The 21519-nt window shown below is 74.5% G+C and carries 16 protein-coding genes; 3 read left to right on the top strand and 13 right to left on the bottom strand.

What is annotated here, in order from left to right:
* Positions 1 to 83 precede the first annotated feature (83 nt).
* Complete coding sequence (locus ACZ4MU_RS10495) at positions 84 to 1175, top strand: amidohydrolase family protein (RefSeq protein WP_467873693.1); 1092 nt, start codon at positions 84 to 86, stop codon at positions 1173 to 1175.
* A gap of 376 nt (positions 1176 to 1551) precedes the next feature.
* Positions 1552 to 2493, top strand: a complete 942-nt coding sequence (locus ACZ4MU_RS10490) for an SCO1860 family LAETG-anchored protein (RefSeq protein WP_467873690.1) — start codon at positions 1552 to 1554, stop codon at positions 2491 to 2493.
* A 914-nt stretch (positions 2494 to 3407) separates the two neighbouring features.
* Here ACZ4MU_RS10490 and cobC read toward each other — a convergent pair.
* From cobC to cobM, 6 genes are read right to left on the bottom strand one after another with little or no spacing between them, the layout of a single operon-like run.
* Entirely contained in the window at positions 3408 to 4511 is a 1104-nt protein-coding gene (gene cobC, locus ACZ4MU_RS10485) for an Rv2231c family pyridoxal phosphate-dependent protein CobC (protein WP_467873688.1), read from the bottom strand.
* Complete coding sequence (locus ACZ4MU_RS10480; RefSeq protein ID WP_467873685.1) at positions 4483 to 5394, bottom strand: sirohydrochlorin chelatase; 912 nt, start codon at positions 5392 to 5394, stop codon at positions 4483 to 4485. The genes cobC and ACZ4MU_RS10480 overlap by 29 nt, the downstream gene beginning before the upstream one ends.
* Complete coding sequence (locus tag ACZ4MU_RS10475; protein ID WP_467873682.1) at positions 5391 to 5987, bottom strand: precorrin-8X methylmutase; 597 nt, start codon at positions 5985 to 5987, stop codon at positions 5391 to 5393. Before ACZ4MU_RS10475 ends, ACZ4MU_RS10480 begins: the two co-directional genes overlap by 4 nt.
* Positions 5984 to 7696 carry a precorrin-3B C(17)-methyltransferase gene (cobJ, locus tag ACZ4MU_RS10470; RefSeq protein WP_467873680.1) on the bottom strand — a complete coding sequence of 571 codons (1713 nt, stop codon included), beginning with the start codon at positions 7694 to 7696 and terminating at the stop codon, positions 5984 to 5986. Before cobJ ends, ACZ4MU_RS10475 begins: the two co-directional genes overlap by 4 nt.
* The gene (gene cbiE / locus ACZ4MU_RS10465; RefSeq protein WP_467873677.1) at positions 7693 to 8952 is read right to left on the bottom strand and encodes a precorrin-6y C5,15-methyltransferase (decarboxylating) subunit CbiE; all 1260 of its coding nucleotides are present in this window, start codon (positions 8950 to 8952) and stop codon (positions 7693 to 7695) included. Before cbiE ends, cobJ begins: the two co-directional genes overlap by 4 nt.
* Entirely contained in the window at positions 8949 to 9785 is an 837-nt protein-coding gene (gene cobM, locus ACZ4MU_RS10460) for a precorrin-4 C(11)-methyltransferase (protein ID WP_467873675.1), read from the bottom strand. Before cobM ends, cbiE begins: the two co-directional genes overlap by 4 nt.
* A gap of 77 nt (positions 9786 to 9862) precedes the next feature.
* On the opposite strand from cobM, the gene ACZ4MU_RS10455 reads away from it, so the two are divergent.
* A complete protein-coding gene (locus tag ACZ4MU_RS10455) occupies positions 9863 to 10582 on the top strand; it encodes a ZIP family metal transporter (RefSeq protein WP_467873672.1) in 720 nt (239 codons plus the stop codon).
* A 35-nt stretch (positions 10583 to 10617) separates the two neighbouring features.
* Here ACZ4MU_RS10455 and cobI read toward each other — a convergent pair whose 3' ends face one another.
* From cobI to ACZ4MU_RS10420, 7 genes are read right to left on the bottom strand one after another with little or no spacing between them, the layout of a single operon-like run.
* Entirely contained in the window at positions 10618 to 11346 is a 729-nt protein-coding gene (gene cobI / locus ACZ4MU_RS10450) for a precorrin-2 C(20)-methyltransferase (RefSeq protein ID WP_467873669.1), read from the bottom strand.
* Positions 11343 to 12815: a cobyrinate a,c-diamide synthase gene (locus ACZ4MU_RS10445; protein WP_467873666.1), complete on the bottom strand. Its 1473-nt coding sequence runs from the start codon at positions 12813 to 12815 to the stop codon at positions 11343 to 11345. Before ACZ4MU_RS10445 ends, cobI begins: the two co-directional genes overlap by 4 nt.
* Complete coding sequence (gene cobO / locus ACZ4MU_RS10440; protein ID WP_467873663.1) at positions 12809 to 13417, bottom strand: cob(I)yrinic acid a,c-diamide adenosyltransferase; 609 nt, start codon at positions 13415 to 13417, stop codon at positions 12809 to 12811. Before cobO ends, ACZ4MU_RS10445 begins: the two co-directional genes overlap by 7 nt.
* Positions 13417 to 15423, bottom strand: coding sequence for a putative cobaltochelatase (locus ACZ4MU_RS10435; RefSeq protein ID WP_467873661.1), 2007 nt, complete (start codon positions 15421 to 15423; stop codon positions 13417 to 13419). Before ACZ4MU_RS10435 ends, cobO begins: the two co-directional genes overlap by 1 nt.
* On the bottom strand, positions 15420 to 19073 hold the full coding sequence (gene cobN, locus ACZ4MU_RS10430) for a cobaltochelatase subunit CobN (RefSeq protein ID WP_467873658.1): 3654 nt from the start codon (positions 19071 to 19073) through the stop codon (positions 15420 to 15422). The genes ACZ4MU_RS10435 and cobN overlap by 4 nt, the downstream gene beginning before the upstream one ends.
* Positions 19070 to 20578: a cobyric acid synthase gene (locus tag ACZ4MU_RS10425; RefSeq protein ID WP_467873656.1), complete on the bottom strand. Its 1509-nt coding sequence runs from the start codon at positions 20576 to 20578 to the stop codon at positions 19070 to 19072. Before ACZ4MU_RS10425 ends, cobN begins: the two co-directional genes overlap by 4 nt.
* A complete protein-coding gene (locus ACZ4MU_RS10420) occupies positions 20575 to 21504 on the bottom strand; it encodes a cobalamin biosynthesis protein (RefSeq protein ID WP_467873653.1) in 930 nt (309 codons plus the stop codon). Before ACZ4MU_RS10420 ends, ACZ4MU_RS10425 begins: the two co-directional genes overlap by 4 nt.
* Positions 21505 to 21519 lie beyond the last annotated feature (15 nt).

Below are 21519 nucleotides of genomic sequence, written 5' to 3'. Positions count from 1 at the left end.
TGCCTTCTTCACATCAGCGGGTGCTCGGTGCCCGGGTGGGTGTACCCGGTCGAGGGTACCCAGCGCCTCGTACAGTGCTGACCATGAGCGATCACGTGGTGCTGCATGTGAAGGGGCGGGTGCTCGTCGGGCCGCAGGAGGTGCGGGACGAACTGTGGGCGGTGGACGGCCGGATCACCTACGAGCGCCCGCCGGGCGCGGTGGAGGCCGTCACGGTCACCGGCTGGGCGCTGCCCGGCCTGGTCGACGCGCACTGCCACGTCGGGCTCGACCGGCACGGCCCGGTCGACGACGAGACCAGCGAGAAGCAGGCGCTGACGGACCGGGAGGCGGGCACCCTGCTCCTGCGGGACGCGGGCTCGCCGTCCGACACCCGCTGGATCGACGACCGCGAGGACCTGCCGAAGATCATCAGGGCGGGCCGCCACATCGCGCGCACCCGCCGCTACATCCGCAACTACGCCCATGAGATCGAGCCCGGCGACCTCGTCGCGTACGTGGCCCGCGAGGCGCGGCGCGGCGACGGCTGGGTGAAGCTGGTCGGCGACTGGATCGACCGCGAGGCGGGCGACCTCGCGCCGTGCTGGCCGCGCGGGGAGGTGGAGGCGGCGATCGCCGAGGCCCACCGGCTCGGCGCCCGGGTGACGGCCCACTGCTTCGCCGAGGACTCCCTGCGCGACCTGGTGGAGGCGGGCATCGACTGCGTCGAGCACGCCACGGGCCTGACCGAGGAGACGGTCCCGCTCTTCGCCGAGCGCGGCGTCGCCATCGTGCCGACCCTGGTCAACATCGCCACGTTCCCGCACCTCGCGGACGGCGGGGAGGCCAAGTTCCCCCGGTGGTCGGCCCATATGCGCCGGCTGCACGCCCGCCGCTACGACACCGTCCGCTCGGCCCACGACGCCGGTATCCCGGTCTTCGTCGGCACCGACGCGGGCGGCTCTATGGCGCACGGCCTGGTCGCGGCGGAGGTCGCGGAGCTGGTCAAGGCCGGTATCCCGCCGGTCGAGGCCCTCTCCGCCACCGCCTGGGGCGCCCGCGCGTGGCTGGGCCGCCCGGCCCTGGAGGAGGGCGCTCCGGCGGACCTCGTGGTGTACGAGGGGGACCCGCGTGCGGACGTACGGGTGCTGGCGGCGCCGAGCCGGATCGTGCTGAACGGGCGGATCGTGGGGTGACGGGGGCCGGGGGCTGAGGGCCGGGGTCGGGGTCGGGGCGGGAGGTTGACGCGGAGGGTGACGGTCCGGGGGAGTGGCTCGTTGTAGCCGTTTCGACTGTGGTGGCGCGTACGCCGGGGCAGGCCACCGGCGTACGCCGCCGGAGGGACGAGGGGGCCCGTGGCTGGGAACGGATGCGCGACGAACATCGAACGGATGGCCGGTACGACCCCCCTTGGGGTGAACTGACCGCGCGTAGGCGCAGTTTCACTCTCCGTGCGTAAAGATTCCGGTGTCTCCAGTCACCGGAGCGCCCCTGGCTCACACGAGCCCACGAGTCCCCGTGGTGGGCGCGCGCCGGGTGACGGCTCATGTCTCCTGTGGGGGTTCCACCACCGTGAACACGATCAACTTCCGCCTGCCCGCACGCACCTCGGCCGCGCTGGCCCTGACCCTCGGCTCCCTGGCCCTCGCGACGCCCGTCCCGGCGTACGCGACGGGGCCGGGCGCCGGTACGGGCACGGTCGCGGTGACGGGCGGCGGCCAGGGGCGGGCGAGCGCGGTGGTGCTGCGCACCGCCCTGGACGTCTCGCTCCTCAACAGGACGATCGACGTCCCCCTGAAGGCCACGCTCAACGAGGTCCAGGCACCGGCCGGTTCGGGCACGGCGGGCAGGACGGCGCTGGACGTCAGGCTCGACGGCGTCGAGAAGGGCCGGCCGGTGAACGTCCTCAAGGCGGACGTGGCGACCGCGACGGCGACCGTGGGGGCGGGCAGGGCCGAGGCCACCGCCCGCCTCCTCCACGCCCGGCTGCACGTCCCCGGTCTGCCGCTGCTGTCCCTGGTCGAGATCGAGGACGTGACCTCCAAGGCGGTCTGCGAGGCGGGCGCGCGCCCGGTGGCGTCCTCCAACCCGCTGGGCGCGGTGACGGTCCTGGGCCGGAGGCTGAACCTGACGACGGCCGGGACGACGCGGGTGGCGGTGCCGGGGGTGGGCGAGGTGCGCCTGGACCTGTCGTCGACGCACACGACGTCGCGGACGGCGGCGGCGACGGCGCTGCGGCTGCGGGTGTCGGTGAATCCGCTGAAGCTGAATGTGGCGGAGGTGGAGGGGGAGGTGACGCTCGGGGAGGCCCGCTGCGAGTCCCCGTCCCCGGCACCGTCTTCCGGCCCGGTTGCGCGTACGTCGAGTACGGGGGCGGGTGCGCGGACACAGACGGTGGCGGAGCCCAGGCTGGCGGAGACGGGCGGGGGTTCGGCGGCGGGCTATGTGGTGGGCGGGGCGGTTGTGCTGGTGGCGCTGGGCGGGGCGGGGGTGGTGCGGGCGCGGCGGGGCTGAGGGGGGTTGCCCGCACCGTGCCCTTTCCCCGGATGCCCAGAGCCGACCACCGGCGGGCGGGGTGCCACAGGCCCCACCGGTCCACGGCGCACGCGGAGTTCGGGGCGGCGGGCTAGTGGCTCGTCCACCAGGCGGCCCCGGTGCCTGTGGCTGTGGTCACAAGCGTGATGAGCCAAGCGGGTACGCGCTGAAGTGTCATGCGAAATCCACCGATACGGATGTCCAGCGCCGGTGGCGTGCGGTTTGGCCGCATCAGCTGATCCTCCAGCAGGTTGGTGTCTGACAGGGGCGTTTGGGGCCGGTCCCATGTCTTCACCATCCCCGAAATCGCACCGGAGAGTGCACTCGGGGCTCACCATTGGGCTTAAAGGCGGCACTCAGTGTCACTGCGATATGACCCATTTACCCATTGATATCGCCTTTGGGTAATGACTCGGGGACCCCTCGCTCTGTCACGCCGTGACGGTGCGGTGCGCGTGAGGCCGCGCCCCGTCCGAACGGAAGGCCCTCCATTCCCCGACGACCCCGCCTCCCGTGCTCTGTCACCGGCTGCCCCGAGCTGACCCGCGGTGCCCGACATGAGCGAGAAGCGAATGCTCTGCGTGTGACACCGGGAACCAGCTTGTACGGTCCTCCGTGGCCGTCCCATACCGCCGAGACCGGTCAAGCGGTCTTTCGCGCTGCGCGGCACGGTGGCGAGCCCCACGGACGAGCAAGGGGGCCTCCCTGAACCCTCCGGGGGATCGCGCCGCGTCCGCCGGCCGGTGCGGGCCGTCGCGGCTTGCTCGCGCGGTTCCCCGCGCCCCAGGTACTCAGGGGCGCGGGGAACCGCGCGCTCAGCCACTGACGGTCACCAGGCGAAATCCGTACCTCCCCCGGGTCGAGCCCGGACCCCCAGGGCGGCGGGGGTCGGCTCAGGGAAGGTGGGGGCCAGGGCCTGGGCCCCCGCTGGGGGACGCCAGCGTCAACGCCTGGTCCAGGGCCTGGAGGAAACGATTCGTCGTCGCGCGGTCCCGGATCGCCAGCCGCAGCCACTCCGGGCCGAGGCCCGGGAACGTGTCGCCCCGGCGGGCCAGGAACCCCAGGCCCCGCAGCCGCGCCCGCACCTCCACCGCCGCCTCCATCCGTACCAGGACGAACGGCCCCTCGGCCGCCCCCACCACCCGTACCTCCTCGAACTCCCCGAGCCCGGCCACCAGGTGCGCCCGGTCCGCGGCGAGGCGGTGGGCCGCCTCCTCCGCCTCCGCCAGCGCCCGCGGCGACACGCACGCCTGCGCTGCCACCAGGGCGGGCGTGGAGACGGGCCACAGCGGCTGGGCCCGGGAGAGCGCGGCCACCACGGACGGTTCGGCCAGGACGTAGCCGATCCGCAGGCCCGCCAGGCCCCACGTCTTGGTGAGGCTGCGCAGGACCACCAGGCCCGGCACGTCCGTACGCCCCGCCAGCGCCTCCCGCTCGCCCGGCACCGCGTCCATGAACGCCTCGTCCACCACCAGCGTCCGCCCGGGCCGGGCGAGCGCGGCGAGGACCCCGCCGGGGTGCAGCACCGACGTGGGGTTGGTGGGGTTGCCCACCACCACCAGGTCCGCCTCCTCGGGGACGGCCGCCGGGTCGAGCCGGAAGCCGTCCTCCGGGCGCAGCAGGACCCGCCGGACCTCGTGCCCGGCGTCCCGCAGCGCCGCCTCGGGCTCGGTGAACTGCGGATGCACCACCACGGGGTGGCGGACCGGGAGCGCCCGCGCGAGCAGCACGAACGCCTCCGCCGCCCCCGCCGTCAGCAGCACCCGCTCCACCGGCAGCCCGTGCCGCTCCGCGACCGCCGCCCGGGCCGCCCGCCCGTCGGGGTAGGCGGCGAGCCCGGTCAGGGACGCGGCGATCCGCTCCCGCAGCCACTCCGGAGGAGTGTCCGCCCGTACGTTGACCGCGAGGTCGGTGAGACCCGCGCCGGCGTCACGGACCTCGGCGTCCCCGTGGTGGCGCAGATCGTGCTCAGTGATGTGCGTGCGCATGGCTGCCATGGTGGTGATGATGGTGGCCGTCGTCGTCCGGGTGGAAGTGGGGCTGCTGGGGCATTCCCACCTTGTCCTCGAATCCGGGCAGCGCGATCCGGTAGACGCAGGAGTCGCAGTTCATCCGCAGATCCCCCTTCACCGCCTCCTCGTACCGCTCCATGACCAGCGTGTGCAGCTCCTCGGCCGCGCCGATGACCTCGGCGGACCGCACGTCCAGAGCGGGGTGCGCCGCCGCCCACTCCTCGGTCTGCTGCCGCACCCGGTCCGGCAGGATGCCGGTGAAGAGGAAGTACGGCAGGACGACGACCGTCCGCGCGCCCAGCCTCTCGCAGCGGTCCAGACCGGCCGGGACGTCCGGCGCCGCGAGCGAGACGAACGCCGTCTCCACGCCCGCGTAACCGCGCCCCTCCCAGAACAGCCGGGCCGCCTTGTGCACCTCGGAGTTGGCGTCGGGGTCGGTGGAGCCCCGGCCGACGAGGAGGACCGTCACCTCGGAGCGGTCGAGGTCGCCGATGACCTCGTCCACCCGGCGCTCCAGGACCGCGAGCAGCGAGGGGTGCGGCCCGAGCGGGCGGCCGTAGGTGTAGGAGATGCCGGGGTGGCGCTCCTTCTCGCGGGTGAGCGCGGCCGGGATGTCGCCCTTGGCGTGTCCGGCCGACACCAGCATCAGGGGCACCGCGGCGAACCGCTTCACCCCCCGCTCGACGAGCGAGGTCACCGCGTCGCCCAGCGGGGGCGGCGAAAGCTCGATGAAGCCGCCCGCGACGGGCAGTTCGGGGTGGCGGCGGCCGAGCTCCTCGACGAACGCGCGGAACGCCTCGGCCCCGGCGTCGTCCCGGGTGCCGTGCCCGGCGATGAGCAGGGCGGGCTTGGTCTGGGGGGTGGTCACTGCTTCTCCTTGGCGAGGGGGTGGTACAGAAGGGCGTTGAGCGCGGCGGAGGCCACCGCCGAGCCGCCCTTCTCGGAAACGTTGCTGACTGCGGGCAGGCCGCTCTCGCGCAGCGCCTGCTTGGACTCCACGGCTCCGACGAAGCCGACCGGCAGGCCGATCACCAGCGCGGGCGCGGCGTCGAGGGTGAGGAGCTCCTCCAGGGCGGTGGGCGCGTTGCCGATCACCCAGAGCGCGCCGGGGCCCACCTGCTCGTATGCGAGCCGGATGGCGTGCGCCGAACGCGTGAGCCCGGGACCGGACTCGGCGTCCCGGAGGCGGCAGACCGTCTCGCGCCGGGTGATCCCGGCCGCGACCATCTCCACGTCGGTGACGACCGGCGCCCCCGCGTGCAGCGCGGCATGGGCCTTGACCAGGGCGTCCTCGTCCATGACGAGGTCCGTGGCGTAGCCGAGGTCGGCGGCGGAGTGGACGACCCGCTCCACCACGGCCCTCGTCAGCGGCGCGAGGTGCGAGGTGTCCAGGCGGGCACGCATCCGCCGGTAGGACTCCACCTCGATGGGGTGGACCGTACGCTCCCAGGGCCTGCTCACCTGGCCTCCCCGGGGGCGGAGTTCTGCCAGCGGTAGCCGCGCGGGGTCACCATGCGGCCCGCGATCTCCCGGGTGGCCGTGTTGCCGACGGTCACCACCGTCATCATGTCCACGGTCGCCGGGTCCAGCGCGCCGAGCGTGGTGAGCCGGCTGCTCTCGTCGGGACGCGAGGCGTTGCGCACCACGCCGACCGGGGTGTGCGGGGCGCGGTGCCCGGCGAGGATGCCGAGCGCCTTGGGCAGCTGCCAGTCGCGGCCCCGGCTGCGCGGGTTGTAGAAGGTGACCACGATGTCCGCCTCGGCCGCCGCCCGTACGCGGCGCTCGATGACCTCCCACGGCGTGTGCAGGTCCGAGAGCGAGATGGAGACGTGGTCGTGGCCCAGCGGCGCGCCCAGGATCGCGGCGGCGGCCAGCGCGGCCGTCACGCCCGGCACGCCCACCACCTCGATGTCGTCGGCGGCCTCGGCGAGCGCGGGCGACGCCATCGCGTACACCCCCGCGTCGCCGGAGCCGATCAGCGCGACCGCGTGCCCGGCGCGCGCCTGGGCGACGGCGGTACGGGCCCGCTCCTCCTCGGCGCCGAGCCCCGACTCCAGGACCGTGGTGCCCGGCCGCAGCAGATCGCGGATCTGGTCCACGTACTGGTCGAGCCCGACGAGCACCGAGGCCCGGCGCAGCTCGTCCTTGGCGCGCGGGGTGAGCAGGTCCCGGGCGCCGGGGCCGAGCCCGACGACCGCGAGCCGTCCGCGCGGAGCGCGCCGCACCACCGCGCAGGTGGCCATCGCGGCACGCCCCTCGGGGCTCGACTTCCGCTTGGGCACCAGCAGTTCGCCCCCGCCCGCGAGCGCGGCGGCCTCCGCGACGCTCGGCGTCCCGACGGCCTCCAGCGGCGCGTCGGACGGGTTCGGCACGGTGATCCCGGCGAGCTCTTCGGCGCTGTACGTGGTGAGCGGCACCCCGAGACGGGAGGCGGCCTCCACGATCCCCGGCTCCTCGCGCTTCGCGTCCACGGTGGCCAGCGCGGCCACACTCAGCGCGCTGAGACCGGCGCCCGCGAGGGTGTCCTCGATCAGGCCGAGCACCTCCTCGACGGGGGCGCCCCTGGACGCGCCGACGCCGACGACCAGGGACTTGGGCCGCAGTACGGCCTCGTCCGGGCCCAATTCCAGCAGCCGGTCGGTGAGGTGGAGGGTGGCGGGGCCCCCGGCGTCGGGGCGCACGTTCGGCGGGAGGGCGGGCAGCGGCCACACCCCGTCCGCCCGCAGCGCCACCGGCGAGCCGTCCAGGACCGCGCGCGAGACCGCCGCGACCGCGCCCTCCACCGGCAGACCGAGGGTGTCCAGGCCCGGCACGCCCACCGCGTCCGTCGCCGTGGTCACCACCGGCGTACAGCCGAGGACCTCGGCGACCTCGGCGGCCAGCGCGTTGGCACCGCCCCCGTGGCCCCCGAGCAGGGAGACCGCGAAGCGCCCGGCCTCGTCCACGCAGACCACACCCGGGTCGGACGCCTTGTCCGCGAGGAGCGGGGCGAGCAGCCGGACCGTGGCACCGGTGGCGAGGAAGCACACCAGCGCCTCGCACTCGGCGAAGGCCCGCTCGACGGCCTCCCGCACGGGTCCTTCGTACACCCGGACCCGGCCGGGCCAGGCCGCGGCCAACCGGTCGCGGGCGGTGGCGCCCGCCGCGGTGGCGGAGATCAGGCCGATCACTGAACAGCTCCTTCGACAACCGATACGGCAGAGGGTGCGGGGCGGTCGCCCCACAGGAGGAAGACGGGGTTGGCGGCGGCGAGGCGGGTCACATCGCCCGGCAGCGGCGCGAGCCGCGAGGCCTGGAGCAGCACCCCGTCGGTCTCCAGACCGGCACCGGCCAGTGCCGCCCGCACCGCCGGGACACGGTCGAGCGCGGCCAGCGCCACCACCACCGTGCGCCGGGCGCGACGGGCGCACGCGGTGACGATCGCGGGCAGCTCGCGGCCGCCCCCGCCGATGAACACCGCGTCCGGGTCGGTGAGGTCCGACAGGACCGTGGGCGCCGCGCCGTGCACCACCCGCACGTCCACGTGGTGCGCCGCCGCGTTGGCCCGGACGTGCTCGCAGCCCTCGGCGGTCTTCTCGACCGCGACCGCCGCCGCCCCGAACCGGGCGCACTCCACGGCCACCGAGCCCGATCCGGCCCCTATGTCCCAGACGAGATCGCCCAGGCGCGGGCCGATACGGGCGAGCGCGAGGGCCCGGACCTCGGCCTTGGTGATCATCGAGTCGCGGTGGGCGAACGCGCTCTCCTCCAGCGCCCAGCGGTCGGGCGTGGCCCGCCCGCCAGCGACCGTCCGCAGCGGCGAGAGCGCCTGCTCCTCGTCCAGGCAGATGATCACGCTGACCGCGTCCCACTCGCGGGCCGCGGCCTCGGCCGGGGTCACCTTCACCAGCCGCTCCCGCCGCGGGTCGCCCAGGGCGGAGGCGACCACCAGGACGCGTTCGGGCGCCCGGCGGGCGAGCTCCGCGCCGAGCTCGGCGGGCCCGGCGCCGGGCCCGGTGAGCACGGCGGTCTTGGGGTGCGCCCGGCACACATTGGCGGCCGTGCGCAGGTCCCGCCCGTGCGCGCTCACCACCAGCGCGTCGTCCCAGGGGAGCCCCAGCCGGGCGAAGGCGACGGCCACCGAGGCGGTCCCCGGCCGTACGTCCAGCTCACGCGGGCCGAACCGCTCGCCCAGCGCCCGGACGATCCCGAAGAAGCCGGGGTCGCCCGAGGCCAGCACCACGACCCGGCCGCCCCGCTCGCGGTGCTCGGCGATGGCGTCGAGGGCGGGCGCCAGCGGACCGAGCACCACCTGCTCGGCGCCCGGCGGGATCTCGGCCGCCGCGAGATGCCGGGCCGCCCCGGTGACCAGCGTGGCCTCGGCGAGCGCCGCCAGGGCGTCCGGGGCCAGCGGTGCGCCCGTCCCCGTACCGATGACGGTGATCATGACGGGGAGCGCTCCGTCTTCTGGGCGTTCTCGGCCTTCAGCGCGCGCCGGGCCGCCGGATCGGCCCGGCGGAAGCCGTGGAAGTGGCCCGGGTGGTACAGGTGCGAGCGGGTGCCGGACGCCGACAGGGCGGGGCCGACCAGGAAGAGCGTGTGCTTCCAGAGTTTGTGCTCCTTGACCGTCTCCTCCAGCGTGCCGATCGTGCAGCGCAGCACCAGCTCCTCGGGCCAGGTCGCCTGGTACGCCACGACGACCGGGGTCGACGTCGGGTAGCCGCCCTCCAGCAGCTCCTCGACCAGCTGCCCGGAGCGGGCGGCGGACAGGAAGACGGCCATGGTCGTGCCGTGCCGGGCGAACTCGCGCACCTCCTCGCCGGGCGGCATCGGCGTCTTGCCGCCGCCCAGCCGGGTGAGGATCACGGACTGGGCCACCTCCGGGATGGTCAGCTCGCGCTGGGCGATCGCCGCGACCGCGGAGAACGAGGAGACACCCGGGACGATCTCGACCTCCAGGCCGAGCCCCGCCACCCGGTCGAGCTGCTCCTGGGTGCCGCCCCACAGTGCCGGGTCGCCGGAGTGGATCCGGGCGACCTTCAGACCCTCGCGGGCGGCCCGCTCGTACACGCCGACGACGTCCTCCAGGGACATCGCCGCCGAGTCCAGGATCTCGGCGTCTTCGCGCGCGTGGTCCAGGACCTCGGCCTGCACCAGGCTCGCGGCCCAGATGACCACATCGGCCTCGGCGATCGCCCGGGCGGCGCGGAACGTCAGCAGGTCGGCGGCGCCGGGGCCGGCGCCGACGACGGTCAGCCTGCCGGTGGGGGCATCGGCCATGGGAGGGGTCCTCTCGTACGTCACACAGTCGGTAAAGCGAAATGCGCGGGGGTGGGTCAGTCGGTTAGCAAGGGCGCATGGTGGTGATCGTGGCGCTCGGCGCCTTCCTGATGACACTGGTCGGCGGCTGGACGGCCCAGCGCGTCACCGACCGGCGCCATCTGGTGCTGGGACTGGCGGGCGGCCTGATGCTCGGCGTGGTCGGACTCGACCTCCTGCCGGAGGCGCTGGACGCGGCGGGCGACGACGTCTTCGGCGTACCGGCCGCGCTGCTTCTGTTCGTGGGCGGCTTCCTCCTCGCCCACTTGGTGGAACGCCTGCTGGCCGTACGCCGGGCCGCCCACGGGGCGGACGAGAGGGCACCGCAGGTGGGGCTGACGGCCGCCGCGGCGATGGTCGGGCACAGCCTCATGGACGGCATCGCGATCGGCGCCGCGTTCCAGGTGGGCGGCGGCATGGGCGCGGCCGTGGCGGTCGCGGTGATCACCCATGACTTCGCCGACGGCTTCAACACCTACACGATCACCAGCCTGTACGGGAACGACAGGCGCAGGGCCGTGGCCATGCTCGTCGCCGACGCGCTCGCTCCGATGGCGGGCGCCGCCTCCACCCTGCTGTTCACCCTTCCGGCCGAGCTGCTCGGTGGCTATCTGGGTTTCTTCAGCGGAGTGCTCCTGTATCTGGCCGCCGCCGAGATCCTGCCCGAGGCGCACCACGACCACCCGGCCCGCTCGACCCTGCTGTGCACGGTCGCGGGCGTGGCCTTCATCTGGCTGGTGGTGGGCATCGCGGGATGAGCCCCGCGGCGCCCGGGGCGGGGGCGGCGGCGGGGTCACAGCTTGCCGCCGCGTCCGCCCTCGCGCCGCGCGGGCGCGATGAGCGTCGAGAGGTAGGGCAGCGCGCGGCCGTCCAGCTCGGCGGCCGGGCTGATGAACTCCTCGTCCAGGCCCAGCGCCGAGCCCCACACCGCGTCCTCGATCCGCCCGGTCGCGCGCAGCGCCGCCGCCACCTCACCGGCCTGGCGGCCGAACTTGTACGCCACGACCGTGCCCGGCCCCTCCAGCGCGTCCTTCAGGACGGTCGCCCCGGCGGTGACGGGGACCAGCGTGAGCGGCTCGGTGCCCTCGGTGAGCACGGCTCCCGAACGCGCGGCGAGGTCCTGCATGGCGGTGATCCCGGGCACGGTGACGATCTCCGTGCCCGGCACCAGCTCGGTGATGGTCTGGGCGAGGTAGGTGAACGTCGAGTACACATTGGGGTCGCCGATGGTCGCGAAGGCGACGCGCTCGTGGGCGCGCAGCAACGCGGCGACCGTCTCGCCCGCCGCGTCCCACGCCGCCTCGCGCCGGCCGCGGTCGGTGCGCTCGTTGAGCGCGAAGACGACCCGGACGATTCTGGCGCCGTCCACGTAGTGGAGTACGGTCGCCTCGGCGCGGCCGCGCTCCCCGGTGTCCATGACGGGCACCACGACCACATCGGCGGCCTGGAGCGCCTTGACGCCCTTGACGGTCACCAACTCCGGGTCGCCGGGCCCCACTCCGACTCCGACCAGCTTGCTCATTGCGGGCACCTCTCGACGAACCGACGGGCGATGGCGGGCCTGGCGGCCCAGTGCGTGTGCAGATAGCTCGCGTGCACGCCCTGCTGTACGAACCCTTCGACCCGGCGCTCCGGGTGCACCAGACCCCACGCGGGCGCGGGTCCCGCCCCCGGGTCCAGGACGGTCCGGTGGAACTCGTGGCCGCGCAGCCGGGTTCCGGCGTCGGCCAGGCAACTGTCGCCCACGGCCACGGCTTCGCGGTACCCGAGTGTCAGCCGTTCCGACATCCGGGCGTCGGCGTCCAGGACGCCGCACATCGGCTGCCCGTCGAGCGAACGCGCCAGATAGAGCAGCCCGGCGCACTCGGCGGCGACGGGCGCCCCCGACCGCGCGAGATCGCCGACGGCCTCGCGCAGCGGCTCGTTGGCGCTGAGCTCGGCCGCGTAGACCTCGGGGAAGCCGCCGCCGATGACGAGCCCGGCGGTGCCGTCGGGCAGCGCCTCGTCCCTGAGCGGATCGAACACGACGACGTCCGCCCCGGCGGCGGCCAGGAGTTCGCCGTGCTCGGCGTACGAGAAGGTGAAGGCGGGGCCGCCGGCGAGGGCGACGACGGGGCGGGGACCTTTGCCGTCCACGGGCCGGGGCGCGGCCCCGCCGGGGGCGGAGCCCCCGCCCGAGAGGTCCGGGGGCGTAACCCCCGGGAAACCGCCTTCTCCCACCCCTGCCCCCGGAGGGTTCAGGGAAGGGGCGGGGTGGGGGAGCAGCGCCGTCGCCGCGTCCCACGGCTCGCACCCGAGGTGCGGCGCCGAGCGCGCCAGTGCCACCAGCGCGGCCAGATCGCACCCCTGCCGCACCTGCTCCGCCATCGCCGCCACCGCGGCCACCGCGTCCGCCCGCCGCTCGGCCACCGGCACCAGGCCCAGATGGCGCGACGGCGTCGACAGCGGGGCCGCGCGCCGCAGGGCGCCGAGGACCGGGACACCGGACTCGTCCAGCGCCTCCCGCAGCAGCGCCTCGTGCCGGTCCGAGGCCACCTTGTTGAGGATCACCCCGCCGATCCGCACCCCCGGATCCCAGGACGCGAAGCCGTGCACCAGCGCCGCCACCGACCGCGACTGCGAGGACGCGTCGACCACCAGCACCACCGGCGCCCGCAGCAGCTTCGCCACCTGGGCGGTGGAGGCCTGCTCACCGAGCCCGGCCGCTCCGTCGTACAGCCCCATCACGCCCTCGACCACCGCGACGTCGCACCCCCGCGCCCCGTGCGCGAACAGCGGGGCCACCAGCGCCTCCCCGTACAGGTACGCGTCGAGGTTGCGCCCCTGGCGCCCCGTGGCCAGGGCGTGGTAGCCGGGATCGATGTAGTCGGGGCCGACCTTGTGCGGGGACACGGTCAGCCCGGTCGCGGCGAGCGCGGCCATCAGGCCCGTCGCGACCGTGGTCTTCCCGCTGCCCGACGAGGGGGCCGCGATGACGAGACGTGCTACCACTCGATGCCCCGCTGCCCCTTCTGGCCGGCGTCCATCGGATGCTTGACCTTGGACATGTCGGTCACCAGGTCCGCGAAGTCCACCAGCTTCTCCGGGGCGTTGCGCCCCGTGATCACCACGTGCTGGGTGCCGGGACGGTCCCGCAGCACCGCGACGACCTCGTCCGTGTCGATCCAGCCCCAGTGCATCGGGTAGGCGAACTCGTCGAGCACGTACAGCTTGTACGTCTCGGCCGCCAGGTCCCGCTTGACCTGCTCCCAGCCCTCGCGGGCCTTGTCCTCGTTGGAGAGTTCGCCCTCCGAGGGGGCGCGCTGGATCCACGACCAGCCCTCGCCCATCTTGTGCCAGGCCACGCTGCCGCCCTCGCCGGAGGCGCCCAGCACCTTCAGCGCGTTCTCCTCGCCGACCTTCCACTTCGCCGACTTGACGAACTGGAACACCCCGATCGGCCAGCCCTGGTTCCAGGCCCGCAGCGCCAGCCCGAACGCGGCCGTCGACTTGCCCTTGCCGATGCCCGTGTGCACCACGACCAGCGGCCGGTTGCGCCGCTGACGGGTCGTCAGGCCGTCCTCCGGCACCACACTCGGCTGTCCCTGCGGCATCAGGCGGCCCTCCTGTTCGTCCCCTGCACGTCCTTGACCAGACCCGCGATCGAGTCGGCCCGCAGCTCGTCGAGCGTCACCGCCGGGCCGCCCAGCTCGCGCGCCAGCTCCGCCGCGAGCCCCAGGCGCACCGCGCCCGCCTCGCAGTCCACGACCACCGACGCGACCCCTTCGGCCGCCAGCAGCCGGGCCGAGCGGCCCGCCAGCGCCACCGGGTCCACGCCGCCGGTTGCCCGCCCGTCCGTCACCACCACGAGCAGCGGCCGCCGCGAAGGATCGCGCATCCGCTCCACCCGCAGCACGTCGTGCGCCTTCAGCAGCCCCGCCGCCAGCGGGGTGCGCCCGCCCGTCGGCAGCGTCTCCAGACGGACCGCCGCCGCGTCCACGGACGACGTCGGCGGCAGCGCCACCTCCGCCTCCTTGCCGCGGAAGGTGATCAGACCGACCTTGTCCCGCCGCTGATAGGCGTCGAGCAGCAGTGACAGCACCGCGCCCTTGACCGCGCCCATCCGCTGCCGGGCCGCCATCGAGCCGGAGGCGTCGACGACGAAGAGCACCAGATTGCCCTCGCGGCCCTCCCGGGTCGCCTGGCGCAGATCGTCGCGCCGCACGACCAGTCCGCGCCCGGAACGCCCCCGCGCCCGCTGGTGCGGCGCGGCCGCCTGGACCGTCGCCGCCAGGTGCAGCTTGGTGAGGGCGCCCTGGGGGCGACGGGCCCCGGTGGTGCGCCCGTGGGCCGTACGCGCCCGCGAGCGGCGCCCGGCCGCGCCCTCGCCGAGGCCCGGCACGCTCAGCATCTTCGTACGGAACGGCTCGCCCGCCCGGACGGCCTGCTGCTCGCCCGCGCCGGACGGCTGCGGTTCGCCGCCCTCGCCCGCCTCGGGGCGCGCGGGGGTGTCCCCGGCGCCCGCGTCCGGCGTCGGGCCACCGTCCTGCGGGGGCTGGCCGCCTCCGCCGCCCGGCCCGTCCGGATCCGGGTCGTCGTCCTCGCCCTGGTCCCCGAACTCCTGGAGCGTGTCGTCGAGCTTGTCCTCGTCGAGGCCCGGGGCATCGAAGGGGTTGCGTCGGCGCCGGTGGGGCAGCGCGAGCAGAGCCGCCTGCCGCACGTCCTCGGCGAGCACCTCCGTACGCCCCGCCCAGGCGGCCAGCGCCGTCGCGGTGCGCGCCATCACGATGTCGGCGCGCATCCCGTCGACCTCGAAGGCCGCGCAGGTCGCGGCGATCTGCCGGAGCGCGGCGTCGCCGAGGCGCACCTGGGGCAGCAGGGCCCGCGCGGCGATGATCCGCGCCCGGACCGCGCTCTCCTCGTCGGCCCAGCGCGCGGCGAACGCGGCGGGCTGGTCGTCGTACGCGAGTCGGCGGCGGACCACCTCGACCCGCTGGTCCGGCTCCCGCGAGGCCTTCACCTCGACGGTCAGCCCGAACCGGTCGAGCAACTGCGGCCGCAACTCGCCCTCTTCGGGGTTCATGGTCCCCACCAGCAGGAACCGCGCGGCGTGCCGTACGGAGACGCCCTCGCGCTCCACATACGAGGCACCCATCGCGGCGGCGTCGAGCAGCAGGTCCACCAGGTGGTCGTGGAGGAGGTTGACCTCGTCCACGTAGAGGATGCCCCGGTGGGCGTGGGCCAGCAGGCCCGGCTCGAAGGCCTTCACGCCCTCGGCGAGCGCCCGCTCGATGTCGAGCGCGCCCACCAGACGGTCCTCGGAGGCGCCCACCGGCAGCTCCACCATCCGCGCGGGACGGGCGGCCCCGGTCCCGGCCTCGTGCGGCCCGTCGGGGCACGCCGGATCGGGCGCGGCCGGGTCACAGGAGAACCGGCAGCCCGTGACCACCTCGACCTCGGGCAGCAGTGCCGAGAGCGCCCGCACGGCGGTCGACTTGGCGGTGCCCTTCTCACCCCGGACGAGCACGCCGCCGACCGCCGGTGACACCGCGTTCAGCAACAGCGCGAGACGTAGATCGTCCTGACCGACGATCGCGGTGAACGGATAAGGCGTGCTCATGCGTCGTCACCCTCCAGGTCGCCCTCGAGCTGCAGATAGGTCGCGCGGAGCTGCTCCAGCGTCTCCGCGTCCGGTTCGGCCCACAGGCCCCGGTCGGCCGCCTCCAGCAGCCGCTCGGTGATGCCGCGCAAGGCCCAGGGGTTGGACTTCTTCATGAAGTCCCGGTTCGTCTCGTCGAACACGTACTCCGCGCTGAGCTTCTCGTACATCCAGTCGTCCACCACGCCGGCCGTCGCGTCGTACCCGAACAGGTAGTCCACGGTCGCGGCCATCTCGAAGGCGCCCTTGTAGCCGTGGCGCCGCATCGCCGCCATCCAGCGCGGGTTGACCACGCGCGCGCGGAAGACGCGGTGGGTCTCCTCGCCCAGGGTGCGGGTCTTGATCTGATCGGGGGTGGCCGAGTCGCCCACATACGCCTCGGGGGATTCGCCCGTCAGATGGCGGACCATGGCGACCATGCCGCCGTGGTACTGGAAGTAGTCGTCGGCGTCGACCAGGTCGTGCTCGCGGGTGTCGACGTTCTTCGCCGCCACCGCGATCCGCCGGAACGCCGTCTCCATGTCGCCGCGCGCCGCCCGCCCGTCCAGGCCGCGTCCGTACGCGTAGCCGCCCCACACCGCGTACACCTCGGCGAGGTCTGCGTCGCTGCGCCAGTTGCGCGCGTCGATCAGGGGGAGCAGGCCCGCCCCGTACGCCCCCGGCTTGGAGCCGAAAATACGGGCCGTGGCGCGGCGGCGGTCGCCGTGCTCGGCGGTGTCCTCGTCGGCGTGCGCCCGTACGTAGTTGGACTCGGCCGGCTCGTCCAGCTCCGCCACCGTCCGCACCGCGTCGTCGAGCAGCCCGACGACGTGCGGGAACGCGTCCCGGAAGAAGCCGGAGATGCGGACCGTCACATCGATGCGGGGACGGCCCAGCTCGGCGACCGGGACCACCTCGAAGCCGGTGACGCGGCGGGACGCCTCGTCCCACACCGGACGGCAGCCGAGCAGCGCCAGGATCTCGGCGATGTCGTCGCCCTGGGTGCGCATCGCGGAGGTGCCCCACACGGTCAGGCCCACCGACTTCGGGTACGCGCCGGTGTCCGCCAGATAGCGCGCGACCAGCGAGTCGGCGAGCGCCTGGCCGACCTCCCAGGACAGCCGGGACGGGATGGCCTTGGGGTCCACCGAGTAGAAGTTGCGGCCGGTCGGCAGGACGTTGACCAGGCCCCGGGTGGGGGAGCCGGACGGGCCCGCCGGGACGTATCCGCCGTCCAGCGCCCGCAGGATGTGGGTGATCTCGTCGGTCGTGCGCGCCAGGCGCGGCACCACCTCGCGGCAGGCGAACTCCAGGACCGCCACCGCGTCCGGCAGCTCGGTGCCCACGACCTCGGCGACCAGCGGGCGGCAGGCCGGTACCGCCCAGTCGCGCTCCTCCATGCCCTGCGCCAGGCGGCGGCACAGGTGCTCCAGCAGGTCGATCGTGTCGGCCGCCGTACGGGCCGGGCCCTCGACCAGGTCGGTGAGCTCCACCGGGACCTTCACCGGCGCGCCCGGCTCGGCCAGCAGCTCCTTCTCCACCAGGCCGAAGTGCTCGGCGAGCGAGGCGCGCAGTCCGGGCAGCGCGTTGGCCTGCCCGCCCCACACCTGGGAGGCGCGCAGCACCGCGAGCACCAGGTTGACCCGGGGCTCGGCCTCGGGGCCGCCGCCCAGGATGTGCAGGCCGTCGCGGATCTGGACGTCCTTGATCTCGCAGAGGTAGCCGTCGATGTGCATGACGAACTCGTCGAAGTCGCCGTCGTCGGGCTGTTCGTCGACGTGCAGGTCGTGGTGGAGCTCGGCGGCCTTGACCAGCGTCCAGATCTGGGCCCGCACCGCCGGGGCCTTCGTCGGGTCGAGGTCGCTCACCAGCGCGTACTCGTCGAGGAGCTGCTCCAGTTTGGCCAGGTCGCCATAGGTGTCGGCGCGGGCCATCGGCGGGACGAGGTGGTCCACGACCGTGGCGTGGCCGCGCCGCTTGGCCTGGGTGCCCTCGCCCGGGTCGTTGACGATGAACGGGTAGACCAGCGGCAGGTCGCCCAGGACCGCGTCCGGGCCGCAGCCCGAGGACAGCCCGAGGCCCTTGCCGGGCAGCCACTCCATGGTGCCGTGCTTGCCCATGTGGACGATCGCGTCGGCGCCGAAGCTGTTCTCCAGCCAGCGGTAGGCCGCCATGTAGTGGTGCGAGGGCGGCATGTCCGGGTCGTGGTAGATCGCGATGGGGTTCTCGCCGAAGCCGCGCGGCGGCTGGATCATCACCACGACGTTGCCGAACCGCAGGGAGGCGAGCACGATCTCGTCGCCGTCCACGTACAGCCCGCCCGGGGGCTCGCCCCAGTGCTCCAGCATGCCCTCGCGCAGCTCCGGGTCCAGCTTCTCGAACCAGGCGCGGTAGTCCGCGAGCGGCACGCGCGCGGGGGCCGCCGCGAGCTGCTCCTCGGTGAGCCACTCCACGTCGTGGCCGCCCGCGTTGATCAGCCGGTGGATCAGCTCGTCGCCGTTGTCCGGGTGGCCCTCCACCGCGTAACCGGCGTCCCGCAGCGCGTCCAGGACCCGGACCGCGGAGGCGGGGGTGTCCAGACCCACCGCGTTGCCCACCCGGGAGTGCTTGGTGGGGTAGGCGGTGAAGACCAGGGCCAGCTTCTTCTCCGCGTTCGGCTTGTGCTTCAGACGGGCGTGGCGCACCGCGATCCCGGCGACCCGGGAGGCCCGCTCGGGGTCGGCGACATAGACCGGAACCTCGTCGGGGCCCTGCTCCTTGAAGGAGAACGGGACGGTGATCAGCCGGCCGTCGAACTCGGGGATGGCGACCTGCATCGCCGCGTCCATGGGGGAGAGGGCGGCGTCCGACGCCTCCCAGGCGGCCTTGGACGAGGTGAGGCAGAGCCCTTGCAGCACCGGCACGTTCAGGTCGGCCAGGGCGCCGATGTCCCACGCCTCCTCGTCGCCGCCCGCGCTCGCCTGCGAGGCGGTGGTGCCGCCCGCCGCGAGGACGGTGGCGATCAGCGCGTCCGCCCGGCCCAGCGTCTCGTAGAGCGCCGGGTCCGCGCCGCGCAGCGACCCCACGTACACCGCGAGCGCGTTGGCGCCCTGGGCCTCGATGCGGTCGCAGAGCACGTCGACGAAGGAGGTGTTGCCCGAGAGCTGGTGGGCGCGGTAGAAGAGCACGCCCACCGTGGGGCGGCCCTCCACGTACGCGCGCGTGCCGTGCACGCCCCACTCCGGCATCTTCTGCGGCTCAGCGAAGCCGACGCCGGTGAGCAGCACGGTGTCGGAGAGGAAGCGCGACAGCTCCACGAGGTTGCCGGGGCCGCCCTCGACCAGATAGCGCAGGGCCTCGGCGACCACGCCCGCGGGGGCCGACGACTCGGCCATCAGCTCCGCGTCCGGCACGGACTCGCCGCCCAGCAGCACCGTGGGGATCCCGGACGCCTTCAGCGCGGCCAGACCGTCCTCCCAGGCGCGTTTGCCGCCCAGCAGGCGCACGACGGCCACCGACGCGCCCTCGATCAGCGCGGGCAGCTCCTCCGCCACGTCGATACGGGTCGGGTTGCCGATCCGGAAGGGCGCCCCGGAGGCCCGGGCCGCCAGCAGATCCGTGTCGGCGGTCGACAACAACAGCACAGTGCTCATGCGGGTGCTCCAGGTGCGATGAAGGGAAGTCCTGCGGGCGCGCCCTGCTCGATGAGCCGCAGCAGCGCGTCCGTGTCCGCGTGTTCTTCGATGAGGTCGCCGAGGCGGTCCAGCTGCTCCTCGCGCAGCACGCCGAACGACGTGTCCGGGGCGGGCACGAAACGCCGTCCCGTGGCGCTCGCGACCAGCTCCAAAAACCGTCGTCTGAATCCGTCGCTCTCAAGTGACCCGTGCCAGTGCGTCCCCCAGACCGCACCGACCCGGCATCCGTCCAAGAAGGCTTCCCCGCCCAGCACTTCGGCGACGCCGTGGTGGATCTCGTATCCCTCCACGGGCTCGCCCAGCGCCTCGCCGGTCGGCCGTGCAAGTGTCTTCTCGGCCGCGAACCGCACCCGCACGGGCAGCAGTCCAAGACCCGTCACGGAGCCCGTCCGTGACTCGACCTCGTCCTCGATGTGCTCGCCGAGCACCTGGAACCCGCCGCAGATCCCCAGCACCGGACGCCCCTCGGCCGCCCTGCGCGCCAGCTCCCGCGCCAGCCCCCGTTCCCTCAGCCACTCCAACGCCCGGACCGTGCCCCGGGTTCCCGGCACGACGACCAGATCCGCGTCGGCCAGCTCCTCGGGCCGGTCCACGAACCGTACGATCACGCCCGGTTCGGCGGCGAGCGCGTCCACATCCGTGAAGTTGGACATCAGCGGCACCGCGCACACCGCGACCCGCAGCACGTCCTCGCCGACCGGCGGCGCCACCACGGACTCGCGCACCGCGCCGCGCAGCGAGACGCGAAGGCCGTCCTCCTCGTCGATGCCGAGTCCGTGCGCGAACGGCAGGATCCCGTACGTGTGGCGCCCGGTGAGGCCGCGCAGCATGTCGATGCCGGGTTCGAGCAGCGAGACGTCGCCGCGGAACTTGTTGACGATGTACCCGGCGACCAGCGCCTGGTCCTCGCGGCTCAGCAGCGCCGTGGTCCCGAAGAACGAGGCGAACACCCCGCCCCGGTCGATGTCGCCGACCACCACCACCGGCAGCTTCGCGGCGCGCGCGATACCCATGTTGACGATGTCGGTGCGCCGCAGGTTGATCTCGGCCGGGCTGCCCGCCCCCTCGCAGATCACGGCGTCATATGTGCCCCGCAGGCGCTCCAGGCAGTCCACGACCGTGCCCAGAAGCGCCTCCTGGCGCCCGCCGTGGTAGCCGCGGGCGCTCAGTTCGCCCACCGGCCTGCCCATCAGCACGACCTGGCTCGAACGGTCGCTCCCCGGCTTGAGCAGCACGGGGTTCATCAGCGCGGACGGCTCCACGCGCGCCGCCTGCGCCTGCATCGCCTGCGCGCGCCCGATCTCCGCGCCCTCGCGGGTGACGAAGGAGTTCAGGGACATGTTCTGTCCCTTGAAGGGCGCGACCTTCACGCCCCGGCGCACCAGCCACCGGCAGATCCCGGCGGTGACGACGCTCTTGCCGGCGTCCGACGTGGTGCCCGCGATCAGCAGTCCGCCGCTCATGTCCGTACCTTCCTCACCGCGATCGCCACGCCCAGCGCCAGCCAGCCCACCCGGCGCGACAGCCGCACCGCCCGCTCGATGTCCGCCACTTCCACCGCCCGGCCGTCCCCGTTCAGCACCGGCCGGTGCTCGACGCGGCCGCCGTAGGAGAGGGTGCCGCCGAGCCGTACGCCCAGCGCCCCCGCGAACGAGGCCTCCACGGGCCCGGCGTTGGGGCTCGGGTGCCTGCCCGCTTCGGAGCGCCACGCGCGCGTGGCGGCGCGCGGCGCGCCTGAGGCCACGGCCGCGAGCGCGGCGGTGAGCCGGGCGCCCGGCCAGCCCGCCACGTCGTCCAGGCGCGCCGAGGCCCACCCGTACCGCAGATGGCGCGGCGAGCGGTGGCCGACCATCGCGTCCAGGGTGTTGACCGCGCGGAACGCCACCAGGCCCGGCACGCCCGCGAGCGCCCCCCACACCAGCGCGCCCACCACGGCGTCGGAGGTGTTCTCGGCGACGGACTCGACGACCGCGCGCGCGATGCCGGGCGAGTCCAGGGACTGCGGGTCGCGCCCGCACAGGTGCGGCAGCCGCGCGCGGGCCGCCTCGACGTCGCCCGCTTCGAGGGCCGCGCCGATCGCGCGGGCCTCCCGGCCCAGCGAAGTGCCGCCCACCACGGCCCAGGTGGCGGCGGCGGTCAGGGCGACGGAGGCGGCGGGGCGACGGCGTACGGCACGGGTGGCGAGCAGCGCGGCGCCCGCGGCGCCTCCGGCGCACACAGCTGTGTGCAGCGCGCCCCAGCCACGGTGGTCGCGCCACAGCGCGCGCTCCACGGCCGCCGCGGCACGGCCGAACGCGGCGACCGGGTGTCCGCGGCGGGGGTCGCCGAGGAGGAGGTCGCCGAGGAGACCGGCGGTGGCGCCGTACGCGAAAGTGCGATCGGCACGCATGGGGTCAGCCCGCCG

This window comes from Streptomyces sp. NPDC026377, assembly GCF_055567715.1.
This window is presented reverse-complemented; position numbering and strand designations above follow the sequence as displayed.